Source organism: Maritimibacter dapengensis (assembly GCF_019218265.1).
Classification (GTDB): Bacteria; Pseudomonadota; Alphaproteobacteria; order Rhodobacterales; family Rhodobacteraceae; genus Maritimibacter; species Maritimibacter dapengensis.
Genome location: NZ_JAHUZE010000002.1, coordinates 643913 through 662230, shown reverse-complemented (window position 1 = coordinate 662230; position 18318 = coordinate 643913). Strand labels below are relative to the sequence as shown.

At 61.3% G+C, this 18318-nt stretch carries 21 protein-coding genes; 6 read left to right on the top strand and 15 right to left on the bottom strand.

The window, feature by feature from the left end; translation table 11 throughout:
* Positions 1-122 precede the first annotated feature (122 nt).
* The 3 genes from KJP28_RS19940 (at position 123) to KJP28_RS09565 (ending at position 874) form a co-directional block, all read left to right on the top strand.
* Positions 123-254 carry a hypothetical protein gene (locus KJP28_RS19940; RefSeq protein WP_255552288.1) on the top strand — a complete coding sequence of 44 codons (132 nt, stop codon included), beginning with the start codon at positions 123-125 and terminating at the stop codon, positions 252-254.
* Between the two features lie 57 nt (positions 255-311).
* The gene (locus KJP28_RS09570; RefSeq protein WP_218392324.1) at positions 312-632 is read left to right on the top strand and encodes a TfoX/Sxy family DNA transformation protein; all 321 of its coding nucleotides are present in this window, start codon (positions 312-314) and stop codon (positions 630-632) included.
* 101 nt (positions 633-733) lie between these two features.
* Positions 734-874: a hypothetical protein gene (locus tag KJP28_RS09565; RefSeq protein WP_218392323.1), complete on the top strand. Its 141-nt coding sequence runs from the start codon at positions 734-736 to the stop codon at positions 872-874.
* Between the two features lie 59 nt (positions 875-933).
* Here KJP28_RS09565 and KJP28_RS09560 read toward each other — a convergent pair whose 3' ends face one another.
* Both KJP28_RS09560 and ndk read right to left on the bottom strand, forming a co-directional pair.
* Positions 934-1236 (bottom strand): hypothetical protein, encoded by a 303-nt coding sequence (locus KJP28_RS09560; RefSeq protein WP_218392322.1) that lies wholly within the window; start codon positions 1234-1236, stop codon positions 934-936.
* A 130-nt stretch (positions 1237-1366) separates the two neighbouring features.
* Positions 1367-1789, bottom strand: a complete 423-nt coding sequence (gene ndk / locus KJP28_RS09555) for a nucleoside-diphosphate kinase (RefSeq protein WP_218392321.1) — start codon at positions 1787-1789, stop codon at positions 1367-1369.
* A gap of 215 nt (positions 1790-2004) precedes the next feature.
* Here ndk and KJP28_RS09550 point away from each other — a divergent pair, with 215 nt between their 5' ends.
* Genes KJP28_RS09550 through KJP28_RS09540 form a run of 3 tightly spaced genes read left to right on the top strand, consistent with a single transcriptional unit; the run spans position 2005 to position 5104 of the window.
* Positions 2005-3843, top strand: coding sequence for an ABC-F family ATP-binding cassette domain-containing protein (locus KJP28_RS09550; RefSeq protein ID WP_218392848.1), 1839 nt, complete (start codon positions 2005-2007; stop codon positions 3841-3843).
* A 16-nt stretch (positions 3844-3859) separates the two neighbouring features.
* Positions 3860-4486 carry a MarC family protein gene (locus KJP28_RS09545; RefSeq protein WP_218392320.1) on the top strand — a complete coding sequence of 209 codons (627 nt, stop codon included), beginning with the start codon at positions 3860-3862 and terminating at the stop codon, positions 4484-4486.
* Positions 4487-4525: 39 nt separating this feature from the next.
* Entirely contained in the window at positions 4526-5104 is a 579-nt protein-coding gene (locus tag KJP28_RS09540; RefSeq protein WP_218392319.1) for a retropepsin-like aspartic protease family protein, read from the top strand.
* On the opposite strand, the gene KJP28_RS09535 is transcribed toward KJP28_RS09540, so the two are convergent.
* The 13 genes from KJP28_RS09535 to soxC form a co-directional block, all read right to left on the bottom strand.
* Positions 5101-6882, bottom strand: coding sequence for a sodium:proton antiporter (locus tag KJP28_RS09535; protein ID WP_218392318.1), 1782 nt, complete (start codon positions 6880-6882; stop codon positions 5101-5103). The genes KJP28_RS09540 and KJP28_RS09535 overlap by 4 nt on opposite strands.
* A 188-nt stretch (positions 6883-7070) precedes the next feature.
* The gene (locus tag KJP28_RS09530; RefSeq protein ID WP_218392317.1) at positions 7071-7838 is read right to left on the bottom strand and encodes an SDR family NAD(P)-dependent oxidoreductase; all 768 of its coding nucleotides are present in this window, start codon (positions 7836-7838) and stop codon (positions 7071-7073) included.
* A gap of 216 nt (positions 7839-8054) precedes the next feature.
* A complete protein-coding gene (locus tag KJP28_RS09525) occupies positions 8055-9821 on the bottom strand; it encodes a SulP family inorganic anion transporter (protein WP_218392316.1) in 1767 nt (588 codons plus the stop codon).
* A 43-nt stretch (positions 9822-9864) separates the two neighbouring features.
* A complete protein-coding gene (locus tag KJP28_RS09520; RefSeq protein WP_218392315.1) occupies positions 9865-10197 on the bottom strand; it encodes a protein tyrosine phosphatase family protein in 333 nt (110 codons plus the stop codon).
* 20 nt (positions 10198-10217) lie between these two features.
* A complete protein-coding gene (locus KJP28_RS09515) occupies positions 10218-11108 on the bottom strand; it encodes an MBL fold metallo-hydrolase (RefSeq protein WP_218392847.1) in 891 nt (296 codons plus the stop codon).
* A gap of 313 nt (positions 11109-11421) precedes the next feature.
* A complete protein-coding gene (locus tag KJP28_RS09510; protein WP_218392314.1) occupies positions 11422-11958 on the bottom strand; it encodes a hypothetical protein in 537 nt (178 codons plus the stop codon).
* Positions 11959-12169: 211 nt separating this feature from the next.
* Positions 12170-12616, bottom strand: a complete 447-nt coding sequence (locus KJP28_RS09505) for a DUF6691 family protein (RefSeq protein WP_218392313.1) — start codon at positions 12614-12616, stop codon at positions 12170-12172.
* Positions 12617-12620: 4 nt separating this feature from the next.
* Positions 12621-13061 (bottom strand): YeeE/YedE family protein, encoded by a 441-nt coding sequence (locus KJP28_RS09500; protein ID WP_218392312.1) that lies wholly within the window; start codon positions 13059-13061, stop codon positions 12621-12623.
* Positions 13062-13269: 208 nt separating this feature from the next.
* Positions 13270-13713 carry a DUF302 domain-containing protein gene (locus tag KJP28_RS09495; protein ID WP_218392846.1) on the bottom strand — a complete coding sequence of 148 codons (444 nt, stop codon included), beginning with the start codon at positions 13711-13713 and terminating at the stop codon, positions 13270-13272.
* 60 nt (positions 13714-13773) lie between these two features.
* Positions 13774-15045, bottom strand: a complete 1272-nt coding sequence (locus KJP28_RS09490) for an FCSD flavin-binding domain-containing protein (RefSeq protein ID WP_218392311.1) — start codon at positions 15043-15045, stop codon at positions 13774-13776.
* Between the two features lie 32 nt (positions 15046-15077).
* Positions 15078-15785: a c-type cytochrome gene (locus KJP28_RS09485; RefSeq protein WP_218392310.1), complete on the bottom strand. Its 708-nt coding sequence runs from the start codon at positions 15783-15785 to the stop codon at positions 15078-15080.
* 180 nt (positions 15786-15965) lie between these two features.
* On the bottom strand, positions 15966-17039 hold the full coding sequence (locus tag KJP28_RS09480) for a c-type cytochrome (protein ID WP_218392309.1): 1074 nt from the start codon (positions 17037-17039) through the stop codon (positions 15966-15968).
* Positions 17023-18309, bottom strand: a complete 1287-nt coding sequence (gene soxC / locus KJP28_RS09475; protein ID WP_218392308.1) for a sulfite dehydrogenase — start codon at positions 18307-18309, stop codon at positions 17023-17025. Before soxC ends, KJP28_RS09480 begins: the two co-directional genes overlap by 17 nt.
* Between the last annotated feature and the right edge of the window lie 9 nt (positions 18310-18318).

Below are 18318 nucleotides of genomic sequence, written 5' to 3'. Positions count from 1 at the left end.
GTCTCTGCCACGCAAAAGGCGCAGATTCGCCCGAAGCCCTGCGACAGAATCGGGGCAACGGGACATCCCCAGGGGAGCAACCCAAATGGGCGCAACGTCGCCCGACACGAAGGACGAGGCAGATGGCACAAGCCAAGAACCCGCGCGCAACCAAGCGCGACAGCGACACGCCGAAATCGAAAAAGACCGAACGCAAGGCCGAAGCGGAAAAGCCCGCGCCCAAGCCGGTGTTCACGGACTGGGCCGCGATCTGAGCCCCCAAGCCGACCTCGCGATTGACCGTTTAGACATGCGGGCGCAAGCTCGCCCGCATGTCTGACGATATCGCATCGATTCCCAATCTCGGCCCGACCACGGCCGCGGGCTTCGCGCGCGCGGGGATCACGGGCGCTGGTCAGCTTCGCAGCCTTGGGGCCGATGAAGCATATCGTCGCTGGCTCGCTGCCGGCGAACCGGCGCATTTCATCGGCTATTACGCGCTCGTCATGGGGTTGATGGGGCGACCGTGGAACGATTGTCAGGGCGACGAGAAGATGACGCTCCGCAAGAAGTTCGACACGCTGAAAGCGGCGCATTCAAAGGCGCCAAAAGGCTTCGAAGCGGAGATGAACGAAATCGGTATCAGGCTCTGAGACGTCCAACGCAGCACAGGCGCATTGTTTTTCCAGACTTTTTTCGAACCTTTCCGCAGCGACGCGCGTTGGTCATTGAACGCAAAAAAGGGAAGGACCCCATGGCCCGCGCCAAGACTCCGCAGGGAGAAAAGCTGAAAGACAACCGCACCGACGACTCTCGCAAGGCGCGCGCCAAGGCCGCGCGTGACGACCGCGCCGCCACCCCGCGCGTGCAGTTCACCGACTGGGCCGCGATCTAGGCGAGCGTGACCTCGTCGTCACTCCATAAAGATTGGCAAACCGATGCCGGGCCGGGGTTCTAACCAGCCCGTGCGACGGGCTGCGCGGGTATGTCCGGCACCGCAAGCGGCACTTCGGACTGCGCGAAAACCGTGCGGACTGGGCCCGATGGTTCCCCCGCCTCACCCAAGAGCGTGGCGGCCCCGACGACCTCGAGCCCGATCTGTTCAAGCATGGCGAGCACCCGATCAAACGGCAATGGTGCCTTCAGGAACACGAGTTGTTCGTGAAACTCCACCGCGCGATGAACCAACTCGAAAAGGGCCGCAAGGTCGTCCAGAAAGTGTTCGCTGGCCACGGCAATCGCATCGACTTCACGCATCGGGTTTCTCCTATCCATGTGTAAGAGCGTGAAACCTGTATCTTAAAAATTGGTTAATGTCGGACCGCCTCGAAACGAAAAAGGCCGCACCTGACGGCGCGGCCTTCGTAATAGTCTTATGTCCGGCGATTTAGCCGACCAGTTCAAGACCTGAGAAGAAGTAAGCGATCTCAACGGCGGCGGTGTCTTCGCCATCGGAGCCGTGGACCGAGTTTTCGCCGATCGACAGAGCGAATTCCTTGCGGATTGTGCCTTCGTCGGCTTCTTCGGGGTTCGTCGCGCCCATGACTTCGCGGTTCTTGGCGATGGCGTTCTCACCTTCCAGCACCTGAACCACGATCGGCTCGGACGACATGAACTCGCACAGCTCGTCATAAAACGGACGCTCTTTGTGCACGGCATAGAAGACGCCGGCCTGCGCCTTGGACAGGTGGATGCGCTTCTGCGCCACGATCCGAAGGCCAGCGGCCTCAAGCTTGGCGTTGATCGCGCCGGTCAGGTTGCGCTTGGTGGCATCGGGTTTGATGATGCTGAAGGTGCGTTGAATGGCCATGTCGGTCCCTCTTTTTCCCGTCGGGCGGCGCCCGGTTGAAGATGTCGCGGCGCGGATAGCATGGCCTTGCACGGGGGGAAAGGGGTTTCGCGGCGCGGACGCGCCACGACCGATGGGAGGGGGCCGTCTGCCCCCTCCGAACCACCCCCGAAAGTATTTCCGAAACGATGAAGGGGTGATTGATTGTTCGGGACGGATCGGGCAGTCAGACGCTCATGTTGAGGATCGACGACATATCTTACGCGGTCGAGGGCCGGCCCCTGATCGACCATGCCACAGCGGTGATCCCCGAGGGGCACAAGGTCGGGCTTGTCGGACGCAACGGCACCGGCAAGACCACGCTGTTTCGGCTGATCCGGGGGGAACTGACGCTCGAGACCGGGTCGATCACCGTGCCGAAGGGCGCGAAAATCGGTGGCGTGGCGCAGGAAGCGCCGGCGAGCGACGTGTCCTTGATCGACACCGTGCTCGCCGCCGATACGGAACGCGCGGCTCTGATGGCAGAGGAAACCGAGGACGCAGGCCGGATCGCCGAGATCCAGACGCGGCTGGCCGACATCGACGCCTGGTCGGCGGAAGCGCGCGCGGCTTCGATCCTGAAGGGCCTTGGATTTGACGACCCGGATCACACCCGACCCTGCTCGGACTTTTCCGGCGGCTGGCGGATGCGCGTGGCGCTCGCTGCCGTGCTGTTCGCACAGCCGGACCTGCTGCTCCTCGACGAGCCGACCAACTACCTCGATCTCGAAGGCGCGCTCTGGCTGGAAAGCTACCTCGCGCGCTACCCGCATACGGTCATCGTCATCTCCCACGACCGGGGGCTTCTGAACCGGGCCGTTGGCGGCATCCTGCATCTCGAGGACCGCAAGCTCACGTTTTACCGCGGCCCCTATGACACCTTCGCCGAAACCCGCGCCGCGCGCCTCGCTGCGGCCGAGGCCGAGAACCGCAAGGCCGAAGCCCGGCGTGCCCATCTGCAAAGCTACGTCGACCGCTTCCGGTACAAGGCCGACAAGGCGAAACAGGCGCAGAGCCGGATCAAGATGATCGAGAAGATGAGCTTCGCCGCGACCCCGCAGGAAGCCGCGCTGCGCAAGTTCACTTTCCCCGAACCCGAAGAGCTGTCACCCCCCATCGTCAACATGGAAGGCACCTCGGTCGGCTATGACGGAACCCCGGTCCTGTCGAGATTGACGCTCAGGATCGACCAGGACGACCGCATCGCGCTCCTCGGCAAGAACGGTGAAGGCAAATCCACGCTGTCCAAGCTGATCGCCGGCCGTCTCGCGCCGCTGCAAGGCCGGGTCCACAGTGCGTCGAAGCTGCGCATCGGCTATTTCGCCCAGCACCAGATGGACGAGCTTTATCCGGACGAGACCCCTATCGACCACCTGCGCCGGCAGCGACCGGGCGAGACGCCCGCGAAACTGCGCGCTAGGTTGTCCGGCTTCGGCCTGATGGCGGAACAGGCAGACACCGTGGTGGCGCGGCTTTCAGGTGGACAGAAGGCTCGGCTGACGCTTCTGATCGCCACGATCGACGCGCCTCACCTCCTCATCCTCGACGAACCGACCAACCACCTCGACATCGAAAGCCGCGAGGCGCTGGTCGAAGCGCTGACGGGCTATACCGGCGCGGTGATCCTCGTCAGCCACGACATGCATCTGCTGTCGCTCGTCGCCGACCGGCTCTGGCTGGTCAAGGGCGGGCGCGTTTCGGCGTTTGACGAGGACCTGGAAGCCTATCGCCGCCTGCTCCTCGCCACCGACAACGACAAGCCGAAACCGGCCAAGCCCGCGCCGAAACGAGCGAGCCGTGACGAGGTGCTGGCGCTTCGGGCCGAGGTGCGCAAATGCGAAGAACGGGTCGCCAAGCTCGAGGACATGCGCGAGAAACTCGCCGCCAAGCTTGCAAGTCCGGACCTCTATGAAAAGGACAAGCTGGGCGAAATGGAAGTCTGGCAGAAGAAATACGCGGAAGTGATGGACGGGCTGGAACGCGCCGAAGGTCTTTGGCTGTCTGCACAGGAAAAACTCGACAAGGCGGCGAGTTAGGGCGGGACCTTTATCCATGACTTTAGATCAACTTCTCCCCGCTTTCGTGACCCTTTTCGTGATTATCGACCCGATCGGTCTCGCCCCGATCTTCCTTGCCTTAACCAAGGACATGGGCGCGGGACATCGCCGGATCGTGGCGCTCAGGGCCGCGATCGTCGCGGGGGTGATCCTTACCGTCTTCGGACTGGCGGGTCAGGCCGTGCTCGATCTGTTCGGAATTTCCATGGCCGCCTTCCGCATCGCCGGAGGTGCGCTCCTGTTCCTCACCGCGCTCGACATGCTGTTCGAGCGGCGCAAGCAGCGGCGCGAGGATCAAAGCGAGGCCTCGGTCCTCGACCCCGCCGACGATCCGTCCGTCTTCCCGCTCGCCATGCCGCTCTTGTCCGGCCCCGGCGCGATGGCGACGATGATCCTGCTCATGGGGGAGACATCGGACGTCGTGGGCAAGCTCACCATCCTCGGCGTGATGCTGAGCGTGCTGGTGGTCGCGGTTGGTTTTTTCCTCGCCGCCGGGGCGTTAGGTCGGCACCTGAAGGAGACCGGGATTTCCGTCATCACCCGGCTCCTCGGGATGCTACTTGCAGCACTGGCGATCCAGTTCATGATCGACGGCCTGATGGACAGCGGGCTCTTTGGCTGAAGCATGGTATTCGCCCACCGCGATACCTATCTCTGACGGATGGACAGTTTCGACTTCGCACGCCTGACCTACCTCGTCCTGCTCGGCGCGGCCGTGATCGGGTCGTTCTTCATGATGAACCGGGCGAACCTGGGTAAATCACTGCAACAACTCGCTATCTGGGTGCTGATCTTCATTGGCGCGATCGGGGCCTATGGACTCTGGAACGACATTCAACGCGATGTCCTGCCTCGGCAGTCGGTCGTGTCCACTGGCGTTGTCGAAGTGCCGCGTCGCCCGGACGGGCATTTCTACCTGACGCTTCAGGTGAATGGGGAAAACGTGCAGTTCGTCGTCGATACCGGGGCGACGGACGTGGTGCTCACGAAGCAGGACGCGCGAAAGGTCGGGATAGAGCCTGACGATCTTGCCTTTATCGGCGCCGCCATGACTGCCAATGGCCAGGTCCGCACGGCGCCGGCGCGTGTCGATGAAATCACGTTGGGCGACATCGCCATGCGCGATGTGAAGGTCTACGTGAACGAGGGGGATATGAACCGGTCGCTGCTCGGCATGTCCTATCTGCGCAGGTTCGAGCGGATCGAGATTGCGGACGACATGCTGATCCTCACGCGCTAGAGCGGAAAGAACAGGGCTATCGCCAATACAGCCGCAAACCCTACGATCAGGTTCATCGGTATCCCCATCTTGAGAAAATCCGCGAACCGATAGTTGCCTGCGCCATAAACCAGAGTGTTGGTCTGATATCCGATTGGTGTCGCGAAACTGGCACTCGCGGAAAACATGACGGCCACGACAAACGGGCGCGGATCGACGCCGATCTGGCTAGCAAGCCCAATCGCGATAGGCGTGAAAATCACTGCGACCGCGTTGTTCGTAACGATTTCGGTTAGGATGGACCCGACGAAATACACGGCGAGCAAAGCGACGAAGGGCGACAGATTCGACAGAAGAGGCGCAATCAGGCCGACGATCATTTCGACGGCGCCGGTATGTTCCAACCCGATGCCCACGATCAGCATCGAAAAGATAAGAACGAGGATAGAGGCGTCGATAGAATTCCAGGCTTCGTCGTTGTCGATGCAACGCAGGACGAGGATGAGCGCCACGCCGAGTAGCGCGAGAATACCGATGGGCATAACGTCGAAAGCCGCAAGCCCGACGATCCCGACAAGGGTCAGAAGGGCGACCGGGGCTTGCCTGCGCCGAAACGCCCGCCCGCCCGGTTCGCTGACCGACACGACGTCGCCCGCTCGCGTCAGTTCCTCAAACCCTTCGGGTGTGCCCTCGAGCAAGAGCTTGTCCGCCGGGCGCAGACGCACGCTGGACAGGTCGGCGCCGGCGATATGGTTCGGTCTATGGGCGCCCAGAACCCGCATCCCTGCCCGTCGGCCCAGAGCGAGATCCGCGATCCGCACCCCGGAGCTGCGGCGCGACGGCGTGACGATCGCCTCGGCCACCCTGACCTGCGCAGCGGGATCGAGTTCAAGCGACCTGCGCATCCCGACCCGCAATCCTTCCTGCTCGGCAAGGGTCAGAAGCTCGGATGTTGGCGCAAAGAGGATGACCACATCGCCCTTCTGAAGCACGAGGTCCGGGAGCGACCTGCGTTCAATCTGGCTGCCGCGCCGGACACCGGTGACGCGGATGCCGGACCTTTGGAGATCAGCGATCTCCCCAAGAGCCTGACCGATCTGCGGGTAGGTCCCAAGAATGGTGATTTCCGACAGGAATGCAGTCTCGCGTGTGCTGTCGACATCCGCAGATGCCCGGTCTGGAAGAAGAAATCGCCCCAAAGCGAGCATCGAGAGTCCACCTACGACTGCAACGACGATCCCCACCGGGGCGATCTCGAAAATCGAGAACGCCTCGAGCCCCGCTTCCCGCGCCACGCCATCGACAAGGATGTTGGTCGATGTTCCGATGAGTGTGCAGGTGCCCCCAAGGATTGCGGCATAGGACAACGGGATCAATAGTCGCGTCGGGGCAAGATTTAGACTGGCGGCAAGCCGGACAACGACGGGAATGAGAACCAGAACAACCGGTGTGTTGTTCATGAAAGCCGAGGCCACGATCGTCGCGAATACGAAGATCAGTACCGCGAGACCGGGCCGTGTCTTCGCGCGCCCGATCACGAGATCTGCCAAGCCATCGAGCACGCCCGTCCTGACCAACGCCCCCGACACCACGAACATCGCCGCGATCGTTATCGGCGCAGAGCTGGAAAACACCTCCATTACGCGATCCGTGGGCACCAGGCCGAGCACGATGAATAATGCGGCCCCGCCCGCCGCCGTTACTTCTGGCGGATAGCGTTCAAGGGTGAACGCCGCGAACAACAGGACCAGGAGGCCCAAAGCGACATAGGCAGGACTAAACCCGAAGAGCAAATCCATGATCGAAAAGTCCCGCTGCGGTCGAACCGGAGTAAACGCGCGAAATGCCCGAACGGTTCGCCTTGAACGATTGTTTTTTTCGAGCCCTTCGCAAGACCAATATGAACCCGCGCGGTGCGCCCGCGCGGGTTCATATTCAAATGTTGGCGGAACACCGCCGAGCAGTGCCGTCGTGATTCTGCGCCGGCCTATTTCGGCGCCATGCGGATCGCCCCGTCGAGGCGGATCACCTCGCCGTTCAGCATCGAGTTTTCGACGATATGTCTGGCCATCGCCGCGTATTCCGCCGGTTTGCCAAGGCGCGACGGGAACGGCACCTGCGCACCGAGGCTCTGCTGCGCCTCTTCCGGCAAACCTTCCATCATCGGGGTAAAGAACAGGCCCGGCGCGATGGTCATGACACGGATGCCGTTCTTGGACAGGTCGCGCGCCATGGGGAGCGTCATGCCCACGACCGCACCTTTCGAGGCCGAATAGGACACCTGCCCGATCTGGCCATCATAGGCAGCGACGGAGGCCGTGTTGATGATCACCCCGCGCTCGCCGTCGTCGGTCAGCGGGTCCGCCCCGGTCATGCCGAGCGCGGATTGCGAGGCGCAGTTGAACGTGCCGGCGGTGTTCACCATCAGCGTCTTGATGAACTGGTTAGGGTCAAGCGCCTCGCCGCGCGACACGGTCTTGCCGATCGTGCCGATCCCGGCGCAGTTCACCATGATGCGCTCCTGACCGTTCTTCGCGCGGATTGCCTCAAAACCCTTGGCGACGCTGTCCGGGTCGGACACGTCGACCTTGGCGAATGCACCTCCAAGCTCCGAGGCCAACGCCTCGCCCGCGTCCTCCTGAAGATCGAAAATCCCTACCGGCGCGCCTGCTTCGGCCAGCGCCTCGACCACGGCGCGGCCAAGACCCGACGCCCCGCCCGTCACGATAACCGGCGTATCCTTGGAAATCTGCATTCTGTTCTCCTCACGATTTGCATGAAGAGGTAGCAGCCGATGCAGCCCATAGCAATTGCTACAGTGCCGGTGTCATGAGCACGGGACGGGTCGAAAACGACTCCGGGATTCTAGAATTCTAGAATCCCGGAATCCTGTCTGAGCCGGTGCCGGATACGCTGTTTTGGCGAGAGCCAAAGTATTTCGACGTCGCGGAGTTTCTTTGAGCCAACCGTCTCACTCGGCGGCAAGCTTCGGCTTCGTTCCGTCCACAGGCCCCAATGCCCGCATCGCGCCGTAATGCGACAAGAAGACCTGGCCGTGCAATTCGTCGAGGAAATGCGTGCGTTGCAGACGGTCCATCACCGGCCCTTTCACCTCCGAGAGGTGCAGCTTGATCCCCATGTCGAACAGCCGCCGATTGAGCTCCTCGAGGCTTTCCAGAGCCGAAAGGTCGATGGCGTTCACCGCGGGGCAGTTGAGCACGACATGCTTGATCGGCTGGTCATGGGCGAGCCGGTCGAGGATGTAGTCCTCGATGAACCGCGCATTGGCGAAATACAGGTTCTCGTCGAGACGCAGCGACAGAAGCTGCGGGTGGGTGAGCACCTTGTGCCGGTCGATATTGCGGAAATGCTCGGTGCCGGGAACCAGCCCGATTTCCGCGATATGAGGACGCGACGTCTTGTAGAGAAATAGCACGATCGACAGAACCACGCCCGCCGACACGCCCAGCTCGACCCCGAAGGTCAGGGTGAGCAAGATGGTCGCGGCCACGGCTGCGAAATCGGCCTTTGAATAGGTCCAGGTGCGTTTGAGGATACCGAAATCGACAAGGCTCAGAACAGCGACGATAATCGTCGCGGCGAGGGTCGCCGTGGGCAGGAAGTAGAGGAGCGGCGTCAGCAGAAGCGCGGCGAGCGCGATGCCTACGGCTGTGAATGCCCCCGCCGCAGGAGTTTCGGCACCTGCGTCGAAATTGACCACCGAACGCGCGAAGCCGCCGGTCACCGGATAACCGCCCGACATCGCCGCCGCGATGTTCGACGCACCCAGCCCGACAAGCTCCTGATCCGGTGTGATCCGCTGTTTCTTCTTCGCGGCAAGCGTTTGCGCAACCGAAATCGACTCGACGAACCCGATGATCGAAATCAGGAGCGCGGAGCCCAGAAGCTGCCCCCAGATCTCAAGATCGAAGCTCGGCGCGGTGAGCGGCGGAAGTCCCTGCGGCACGTCACCGACGATGGACACGCCCTTGCCCTGAAAGTCGAACGCGACCGACAGAAGCGTCGTAACCGCGACCGCCAGAACCGGACCCGCTTTGGCAAGGATGTCGGCAAGCCTCGGTGCCAGCCCGAGGGACAGAAGCAGGGGCTTGAGCCCCTTTCGGACCCAGAACAGGAACGCGATCGAGGCAGCGCCAACCGCGAGCGTGATGAGGTTGGTTTCGCCCACATTGCCGATCAGCGTCGCCAACCTGTCGAAAAGCGCATGACCATGCGCGTCGACGCCCAGGATATGCTTCATCTGAGACGCGGCAATGAGCAGGCCCGAAGCGGTGATGAACCCCGCGATGACGGGGTGCGACAGGAAATTCGCAAGGAAGCCCAGCCGGAATACACCCATGACCAGAAGGATCGCACCGGAGAGGAACGCCAAGGTAATCGCCGCCAACGCATAATCCGAGGTGCCCTGCTCCAGCCCGAGATTGCCGATCGCCGCCGCCGTCATCAGCGACACGACCGCAACCGGCCCCACGGCCAACGCGCGCGACGTACCGAAGATCGCGTATGCGACCAGCGGCAGGATCGAGGCGTAAAGGCCCATCTCCGCCGGAAGCCCCGCGAGCAGCGCATAGGCCAGCGATTGCGGGATGAGCATGATCGTGACGATCAGGGCCGCCACGAGATCGGAAATGAGCGTATCCTTGCGGTAGTCCGACCCCCATTCGAGAATGGGAACGAATTGCCGGATCGACCGCGCCCGCGCTTTACCTGACGCCATGCGCCGCTCCTTTGTGGGTTATGCCCAGTGGGGCCGGCGGGGCTTACGCTCGCGCCTTGGCCGCCTGGTAGATGAGCTGACAGCGGGTGCCGGACCGGCAATAGGCGAATAGCCTGTCGGTCTCGGACAATGCCTTGGCGAAACCCTCCGCCGCACCTTCGGCCTCGGGCCGGGACTGCACGGGAAGGAAATAGGTCGCAAGCCCCTGCGCCTTGGCCGCCGCTTCGATCTCGGCCCATGTGGGCTGACCGGGATCTTCGCCGTCCGGTCGGTTGCACATGATCGCGGTAAAACCCATCGCCTTGATCTCGGCCACGTCTTCGACCGCGATCTGGGGGCTGACGCTCACCTGATCGTCGAGTTGAGTAATGTTCATCGCGCGTTCCCTCGCCTGCCTCAGAGCTTGTTGACCGGCACTTTGAAGAACACGTCTCCCTGATCGTCCGCCGGGGGCAAGCTGCCCGCGCGCATGTTGACCTGCAAAGACGGGATGATCAACTTCGGCATGTCGAGCTGCGCATCGCGCTCGGTACGGAACTTCACGAATTCCTCGCGGGTCTTACCACCGCCGACATGGATGTTGTTCTCTTTCTCTTCCTTCACGCTGGTCAGGTGCTCGATGTCACGCCCGTTGGGGCCGTAATCGTGGCACATGAAGAGGCGCGTTTCGTCGGGCAGGCTCAGAACCTTCTGGATCGAGTCGTAAAGCACGCCCGCATCACCGCCCGGGAAGTCGGCGCGTGCCGAACCACCATCGGGCATGAACAGCGTATCGCCCACGAAACCGGCATCGCCGATCACATGCGTCATGCAGGCCGGCGTATGACCCGGCGTGTGCATGGCGAAAGCGGTCATGCCGCCGATCTGGTAGGTATCGCCTTCTTTGAAGAGCTTGTCGAACTGCGACCCGTCGCGCTGGAACTCGGTGCCCTCGTTGAACACCTTGCCGAAGGTCTCTTGAACGACGACGATGTTCTCGCCGATCCCGAGTTTGCCGCCCACCTTCTCCTGAATATAGGGCGCGGCAGAGAGGTGGTCGGCATGCACATGCGTCTCGATCAGCCATTCGACATTCAGGTCGTTGTCCTGGACGTATTTGATGATCTCGTCAGCATGCTCATAGCTGATGCGCCCTGCGGCGTAGTCGATGTCCATGACGCTGTCGACGATCGCGCAGGCGTTGGAGTTCGGGTCCTTCACCACGTAGGAAAACGTGTTCGACTGCGGGTCGAAGAACATCGTGACGTCGGGTTTGACGGAGGTATCCACGGGGTAGGTCTCGGTCATGTCTTTCATCTCTCCACTCCTTTGCCGGCCTTTTCGCCGGCCCTGATGTGACTTTGCCCTGAACCGCTAACAAATGCACGTATTCAGAACCGTTTGAACCGAGATAGGGGTCAGGATCGGCTCCGTAAACCCCTCACATTCGTTTTTTTGAATTTATTTGCCCGGCACCCTGAAATCCAGGGCGATCACCCGGCCTTCCCCGGTTTGTGCAACAAATGGCAGGCGCCACGTTTCCGCGAAAGCATTGGTCTGCTTTGAGCCCAATCTGACTGATGCTGCGCAGTGCATGAACGGTGGCTGTTGGGTGCTACGCTCAAAGCTCTTCCGGTAAGGTTATGTCGTGGACCGACGCTGTGATGGGATGTGAGAAATCCCCTCTGGTCTCTGACACAATTTTCTTGAACCAAGGGAAGACAATTCTAGGAACGTTTAGCTTGTCGAGCGGTTGCTCCAAGGCCACTTGACGCCCCCATTTTGGATCGTCTTCCCAGATCGTGTATTGATCCAGTTCGTCCTCTTTCACGATAGGCCAAATACGATTTATGGTATCGTTAAACTTCTCAACTGCTTCTGGATCATCTGACCAAACATCGTTTTTTCCTTTGCTAAAGAGCCGAAAAGAAAAAGCGGGATCATCTAGAAATACCTCAATGTGAAGCCCTTTGATGCTATCGGGAAGGTCAGCGTCCAGCAGGGTTGCGAAAGCATCTCTGACCTCGGGATAAAAGTCGTCCATCCGATTGGCGAGAACAACCTTAAACTGCTTTAGCAGCTGATCGTCTTGCACCGTGTCTGTTGAAGAAATTTCCGTCTTTCGCTTTCCAAAAAGAGATTTGACCCAATCAATCATTGCTCTCTCCCTCCTTGTTCAAACGGCCACTGTGAGCACCAATAAACAACTTCCATCTGGGTTACGAAAGCAGACATTGATAAGCCTGCTACGAATGGCAGCTCTGTCCGCAGAGCCGTCATCCGACAACTGTGCCGAACCGCTGGATTTCACAACAAAAAAGGCCGCACCCTCGCGGATGCGGCCAGTCTCAGGGAGATTGAGTTTCGTCTCAGGCGGCTTGCCCCGCCTTGGCGCTGCGCTGCGCGGCGAGGTGCATCATGCCCTTCGCGGCGAAGATCCCGGCGATCATGGCGCCGGAGAAAATCAGCACGTCGGGGTTCAGCGTCGACATGACCGGGATCGAGGCACCGGGGCAGAACCCTGCAATCCCCCAGCCGATCCCGAACGTGGCAGAGCCGAAGATCAGCTTGGCGTCGATGGTCCGATTGGTGGGTACCGAGAACCCGCCAGCGAACAACGGTTTGCCGCGCTTGAAGATCAGCCAGTAGCCGGGCGCGGTCACGAGAAGCGCCCCACCCATGACGAGGGCAAGCGACGGGTCCCACACGCCGAACACGTCGAAGAAGTTCTGAACCTTCGCCGGGTTGGCCATACCCCCCATGGACACGCCCACGCCGAACATCAGGCCGGAGATATAGATCAATAGTTTCTGCATGGTCTTACCCTCCGATCACGTGGCGGATGACATAGACGGTGATGAACGAGAACAGCATGAAGGTCGCTGTGGCGGCTATGGAGCGCGGCGAAAGGCGCGCCAGCCCGCAGACGCCGTGCCCGGAGGTACAGCCTGAACCGTATGTCACCCCGATCCCGACGATGAACCCGCCGACGATCATGGCGAGCCGGGACATCGGCACTTCGATCACGGGAAATCCCCCCGTAAACAACAGGATGGCGAAGGGGCCGGTCAGCATCCCCGCGATGAGCGTGGCACGCCACGCCCAGTCCGACGAGGACGAAGGCGTCATGAACCCGGCCAGAACGCCGGTCGCCCCGAACACGTTGCCGCGCACGAGCATCAGAAGCACCGTGGCGAACCCGATCAGCAGCCCGCCGATCAGAGACGCCCAGGGCGTGAATGCAGTTTCGATGACAGTCATGGAGCCTCACTCTCTCACGTCCGATTGACTTGAAGGCCCGACATAATCAGCCGCGGAGAAGGCCTCAAGGTCACATTCAAAAAAACGATTATCTTTCTGCGAAGTTGCGCAGTTCAGAAAATCTTTCCCCTCTCGCAGGGCGTTTTTGCAACAGCTTCCCTAGCGGTGGCCGATGTCAGCCCCGCCATTAGAACGGTGTTCTTTGGGATCAGTTCCCGAGAGCGTCCTGAACGATACCGTCCAGCAGCGACTGGACCTTTTGCATCTCGCCTTCCGGGAACGCGCGATAGCCGATCTCGACCGTGCCGTCGCGCGACGTCACGAAGATACCGTAAGGACAGAACGCAATGTTCGCGGGATCTGCTTCCATCACCTCGCGGCTCACCACCGCGGAGCAGAAGCTGAAGATGTCGGCACCGTCGAACACTGTCACCTCCGAGCCGACATCGACCCCGGTCCGCGCCAGCATATCGCCGACGTGGCTCACATGGTCGATGACCAGCCCGGCCCCGACGATCGCGGTCTCCACCGCGAACGTCGCGTCGTCGAAACTGCCATCGTAGGGGTAAGTGACGGACAACTCGCCGCCGTGGCTTTCAGCCAGCACCGGCGATGCCACGGCAAGCGCCGCAGCCGTGATGATTGGTTTCAGCATTTTGAACCTCCCGGATCTGGGTCGCCGAATCTTTGCCCGGCGGCCACACATATTCTGTTATCCGAATATATCCGAAGTGATCCCTTCATACCACCCCACAGATTCCTCGTAGGTGGCTTTTCGCAGAGCCGCATCTTCGCCGGTCTGGCTGATGAAGCTGTCGACGCTGGCGATCTTCTCTTCGTTCGCCTCGTACGCGGCGCCGACCTTGACGCCGTCATCCGGCGCGATCAGCGACCAGCAGGTGTTCGAGAACTTGGCCGGGAACACCTTGCTGTCGGTAAGCGCGCCCCGGACCGCCATCGCCGCGACCTTGGCCTGGCTGTTGGCCGAGAAGCCCGATTTGGGCATGTCGCCCTGCGCACAGGCATCGCCGAGGATATGCACGTTCTCGTCCATGCGGCTGACCATGGTGCGCCCGTCGACCGGCGCCCAGTTGCCGTCGGTCAGCCCGGCCCGCTCGCAGATCACCCCGGCCTTCATCGCCGGGATCACGTTGCAGACATCGACGTTCTCGACCGTCCCGTCGATGGTCAGCGTCATCTCATCCGGGTTCACCTCGACATTGTTGCCGCCGAAATCCGGGCCGATCCGCTCGATCATGCCCGAATAATGCGTATTCCAGCCTTCCTCGAAGAGCCCCTGTTTCGAGAATTTCTCCTTCGGGTCCGCGATCAGGATCTTGGCGGTCGGATTGGTTTCCTTGAGCAAATGCGCGACCATCGAAATCCGCTCATACGGCCCCGGCGGGCAGCGATACGGATTGGGCGGCGCGACCATGGCGAAAGTGCCGCCTTCAGGCATCGCCTCGATCTGCGCCTTGAGCAGCTCCGACTGGCTCCCGGCCTTGTAGGCATGAGGCATCTTGTTCTGCGCGGTCACGTCCCAACCCGGCACCGCACCATCGACAAAGTCGATCCCGGGCGACATCACAAGCCGGTCGTACATGAGCGTATCACCCGATGCGAGCGTCACGGTCTTGGCGTCCCGGTCCACCCCAACGGCATAATCATGCACCACGTTCACCCCTTCGGAAGCGATACCGCCATAGCTGTGCGCAAGGCTCTCTATGGTGCGGAAGCCGCCGATGTAGAGGTTCGAGAAGAAACAGGTGTAATAGGTGCGCGTCGGCTCGACGAGCGTCACGTCGATCGCCCCGTCACTGTCCTTGTTGATATAGCGCGCCGTCGTCGCGCCACCGGCCCCGCCGCCGATCACGACGACCTTGGGCTTGCCACCGTGACTTGCCGCATAAAGCGACGGCGCTGCGAGCGTTGAGGCGGCAATCCCCGCCGATGCGCCCACGAATTGGCGTCTGTTCAGTTTCATGTTGTGTCCTCCCTGCAAAAAATGTCTCGGGGCTACTCAAGCCCCCCGAAATAAGCCGCGAGCGCGGCGATTTCGTCGTTGGCAAGCCGTCCGGCCATCATCTGCATCACGGGATGCGGACGGACCTTTTCCTTGTAGGCGTGCATCGCGACCACGAAATCTTCCTCCGGCCACCCCACGATACCCGGAATCCCGTCGTTGTCGCCGTCCAACTGGTGACAGGTCGTACATTCCGAGCTCAAGTATTCACCGTAGTCCGGGTCCCCAACGATCGCGAGGATGTCGTCCGACAACGCCACCTCGTGCGGCGTCGCAGTCGGCGCGGCACCCGGAATGTTGGCCGGACTGTCCGAATATTGGCGCAGGAAGGCGAGCAAATCGCCGCGCTCCCCTTCATCCTTGATACCCGGAAAATTCATCCGCGTGTCGCTGGCGAACGCCTTCGGGTTCTCGATATAGGCGTCGAGGCTGTCGATATCCCAGACCAGCCCGTCATTGCCCATCCGGGTCAGCCCGTCAGAATAGCGAAACTCCTCCACGCTGCCGGCCCTACGCCCGAAAATCTCATTCAGGTGCGGCCCAGTGCGGTTAAAGGCGTCGGCCCCGACCGCGTGACAGGCGCGGCACTTCTTGAACACCTGCGCCCCGTCCTCTGGATCAACGAACTCCGCCGCGCCCGCAGGCGCGACACCCTGCGAAGCGCAGAGCATGAGGGCAGCGAAAAATCTAAGCGTTTTCATGTCTGAATGTTAGTCTGCGACGAAAGATCGCACAAGAAAAATCGCGCCGCGGTCAACTATTAAGGAATTGATTATATTAACTTATTTAAAGAAAGAGCCATCCCGAGGCTAATGCCCCGGAATGGTGTGGCGCAAGGCATGGGGATGCGGTAGCGCCGGCAGTCGATGCAGGTTTCTCGCCTAGTCGAACGTCGACAGATAGGCGATCACCGCATCGATATCGTCCTGCTTCTTGAGGCCCGCAAACGACATTTTCGTGCCCTTTATGTAATCCCGCGGCTTGGTGAGATAACCGGTCAGTGCCTCGTGATCCCAGACGAGACCACCGGCAGCCGCATCCTTCATCCCGTTCGAATATTTGAAATCCGCATTCTGTGCGGCTGGATGCCCGACGACGCCGTTCAGCAACGGGCCAGTGCCGTTCTTCGCATCCTCGCCCACCTTGTGACAGGCTTTGCATTTCTTGAAGACGTTCTCGCCCGCCGCGACGAGCTCCGGGTCCGGAGCCTCCATTGCGGGTTCCGCGGCCGCATCGACCGCGCTTTCGGCCTTGTCGGTGGTGTCAGGCTCGACAACGGTTTCCGCCGCCGCTTCCTGCAATGCCGCCTCTTCCTCCGCGGTTTCCTCCGGCGTCACGTCCAGAACCGTGGCCCGCATGGTGATTTCCACATCGTCCTTGCAGTTCTCATAGCAGGCGTTCGCCTCGGTGAAGATCGGATACTCCGTCTTGGCCCGGTCGTCGACGATGAAGCCTTCGGCATTGGGCATCTCGACGTCGAGGAAGTTGTCCTTCGACAGGACGAAGTCGTCTTCGACGAGGTAGTTGGAGTAAAGGATATAAGCCGTGATCGCGTAGATATCGTCATCCGACAGCGTCTGCGCGGCACCAAACGGCATCGAACGACGCACGTAGTCGAACACGGTGGACAGGTAAGGCCAATAAGAACCCACGGTTTTCAGCGGATCCTTGTCCGCAAGGGTGTCTTCGCCGCCTGCGAGCTTGGGCCAGTTGTCAACGCCCTCGGCGAATTCGCCATGGCAGACCGCGCAGTTCTCGGAAAAGATCCACTCGCCGTCTTCGACCGATCCGGACCCGTCGGGAAGCCCGGTGCCGTCCGGCGCGATGTCCAGGTTCCATGCGGCAATCTCTTCGGGGAGCGCTTCGCGCCCAAGCCCGTATCCGTCCGCGAACGCGGGGGCGGCAGCGGTCAGTGTCAGCGCTGCAAGCGCTGTGCCCTTAAGAAATCTCGACATTTTCCGCCTCCCCGTTTTCCTTGACGTGCCAGGTCTGGATGCAGTTGTTGTGATAGACCGAGTTCTCGCCGCGGACCTCGCGCAGTTGCGTCTTGGTCGGCTGAACATATCCGGTCTCGTCATGCGCCCGGCTTTGCAGGAGCATCTCGGAACCGTCCCAGTCGATATCGAGGTAAAAGCGTGTCAACGCCATCTTCTCACCAGGCTTGGCGAGGCGGGCTTTCTGCCAGGTCATGCCACCATCGGTGGTCACGTCCACTCCGGTGATCGCACCGTTGCCGGACCAAGCAAGTCCCGTGATGACCAGCGGCCCCTGCCCGTGCGTGATCGGCGATTGCGGGCTGGGGCTGGTGACGACCGACTTGGCGTCCATCACCCATGTCCACTTGCGCGACGTGCCGTCGGCCAGCGTGTCGGTGTATTTCGAGGTTTCCTCGCGGCTCTCGACCGCCTGATCGGTCACTTCGATCCGACGCAACCACTTGACCCACATGTTGCCTTCCCAGCCCGGCACCACGAGCCGCACGGGGTAGCCATGCTCCATGCGCAGCGCCTCACCGTTGGCCTTGAACGCGACGAGCACGTCGTCCAGCGCCTTTTCCATCGGGATAGACCGACCGTTGGACGAGGCATCAGCGCCTTCGACATAGACCCATTTGTCTGACAATTCGCCCACCGCATCGAGACCAGCTTCCTGCAAGAGGGTCCTTAGCGGCACGCCGGTGTATTCCATGTTATGGATCATGCCGTGCGTGAACTGCGCACCGTTAAGCTGCGCCCCCGCCCATTCCATGCCGGTATTCGCCGCACATTCGCAGAAATAGACATGGTTCTCGCGCGGGAACCGTTCGAGATCGGCGTAGGTGAACACCAGAGGTTTGTCGACCAACCCGTTGATCATCAGCCGGAAATCCTCTTTCCGCATAGAGATCGCGCCGGAATGGTGACGCTCGAACGCACAGCCCTGCGGGGTAATCGTGCCGTCGAGCGCATGGATCGGCGTGAAGTTGATCGAGCTGATCGGATCAGCGGTCAGCCACGGGACATTCCGCCGCACCACATCGTCCTCGTACTCGATCGGCAAGCCATAGGGCGTCGCGTCCACCCCGTCGCCTAGCCCGGTCGCCCAGTCCTGCACTTCGGTGATAAGCGGATCGGCCTCCTGCGCCTGCGCCGCACCAGCTGCCATCAATGCGCCACCAGCGGCGGCCGAGCCCTTCAGAAAGGCGCGGCGCGACGGGGTCAGCGCGGTGTCATCCTCGTTCGACATCGGGATCCT

Bases quoted from the DNA above. Each gene is read 5' to 3' on its own strand.
- KJP28_RS19940 (WP_255552288.1), top strand. From the start codon at position 123: ATGGCACAAGCCAAGAACCCGCGCGCAACCAAGCGCGACAGCGACACG.
- KJP28_RS09570 (WP_218392324.1), top strand. From the start codon at position 312: ATGTCTGACGATATCGCATCGATTCCCAATCTCGGCCCGACCACGGCC.
- KJP28_RS09565 (WP_218392323.1), top strand. From the start codon at position 734: ATGGCCCGCGCCAAGACTCCGCAGGGAGAAAAGCTGAAAGACAACCGC.
- KJP28_RS09560 (WP_218392322.1), bottom strand. From the start codon at position 1,236: ATGCGTGAAGTCGATGCGATTGCCGTGGCCAGCGAACACTTTCTGGAC.
- ndk (WP_218392321.1), bottom strand. From the start codon at position 1,789: ATGGCCATTCAACGCACCTTCAGCATCATCAAACCCGATGCCACCAAG.
- KJP28_RS09550 (WP_218392848.1), top strand. From the start codon at position 2,005: ATGTTGAGGATCGACGACATATCTTACGCGGTCGAGGGCCGGCCCCTG.
- KJP28_RS09545 (WP_218392320.1), top strand. From the start codon at position 3,860: ATGACTTTAGATCAACTTCTCCCCGCTTTCGTGACCCTTTTCGTGATT.
- KJP28_RS09540 (WP_218392319.1), top strand. From the start codon at position 4,526: ATGGACAGTTTCGACTTCGCACGCCTGACCTACCTCGTCCTGCTCGGC.
- KJP28_RS09535 (WP_218392318.1), bottom strand. From the start codon at position 6,882: ATGGATTTGCTCTTCGGGTTTAGTCCTGCCTATGTCGCTTTGGGCCTC.
- KJP28_RS09530 (WP_218392317.1), bottom strand. From the start codon at position 7,838: ATGCAGATTTCCAAGGATACGCCGGTTATCGTGACGGGCGGGGCGTCG.
- KJP28_RS09525 (WP_218392316.1), bottom strand. From the start codon at position 9,821: ATGGCGTCAGGTAAAGCGCGGGCGCGGTCGATCCGGCAATTCGTTCCC.
- KJP28_RS09520 (WP_218392315.1), bottom strand. From the start codon at position 10,197: ATGAACATTACTCAACTCGACGATCAGGTGAGCGTCAGCCCCCAGATC.
- KJP28_RS09515 (WP_218392847.1), bottom strand. From the start codon at position 11,108: ATGACCGAGACCTACCCCGTGGATACCTCCGTCAAACCCGACGTCACG.
- KJP28_RS09510 (WP_218392314.1), bottom strand. From the start codon at position 11,958: ATGATTGATTGGGTCAAATCTCTTTTTGGAAAGCGAAAGACGGAAATT.
- KJP28_RS09505 (WP_218392313.1), bottom strand. From the start codon at position 12,616: ATGCAGAAACTATTGATCTATATCTCCGGCCTGATGTTCGGCGTGGGC.
- KJP28_RS09500 (WP_218392312.1), bottom strand. From the start codon at position 13,061: ATGACTGTCATCGAAACTGCATTCACGCCCTGGGCGTCTCTGATCGGC.
- KJP28_RS09490 (WP_218392311.1), bottom strand. From the start codon at position 15,045: ATGAAACTGAACAGACGCCAATTCGTGGGCGCATCGGCGGGGATTGCC.
- KJP28_RS09485 (WP_218392310.1), bottom strand. From the start codon at position 15,785: ATGAAAACGCTTAGATTTTTCGCTGCCCTCATGCTCTGCGCTTCGCAG.
- KJP28_RS09480 (WP_218392309.1), bottom strand. From the start codon at position 17,039: ATGTCGAGATTTCTTAAGGGCACAGCGCTTGCAGCGCTGACACTGACC.
- soxC (WP_218392308.1), bottom strand. From the start codon at position 18,309: ATGTCGAACGAGGATGACACCGCGCTGACCCCGTCGCGCCGCGCCTTT.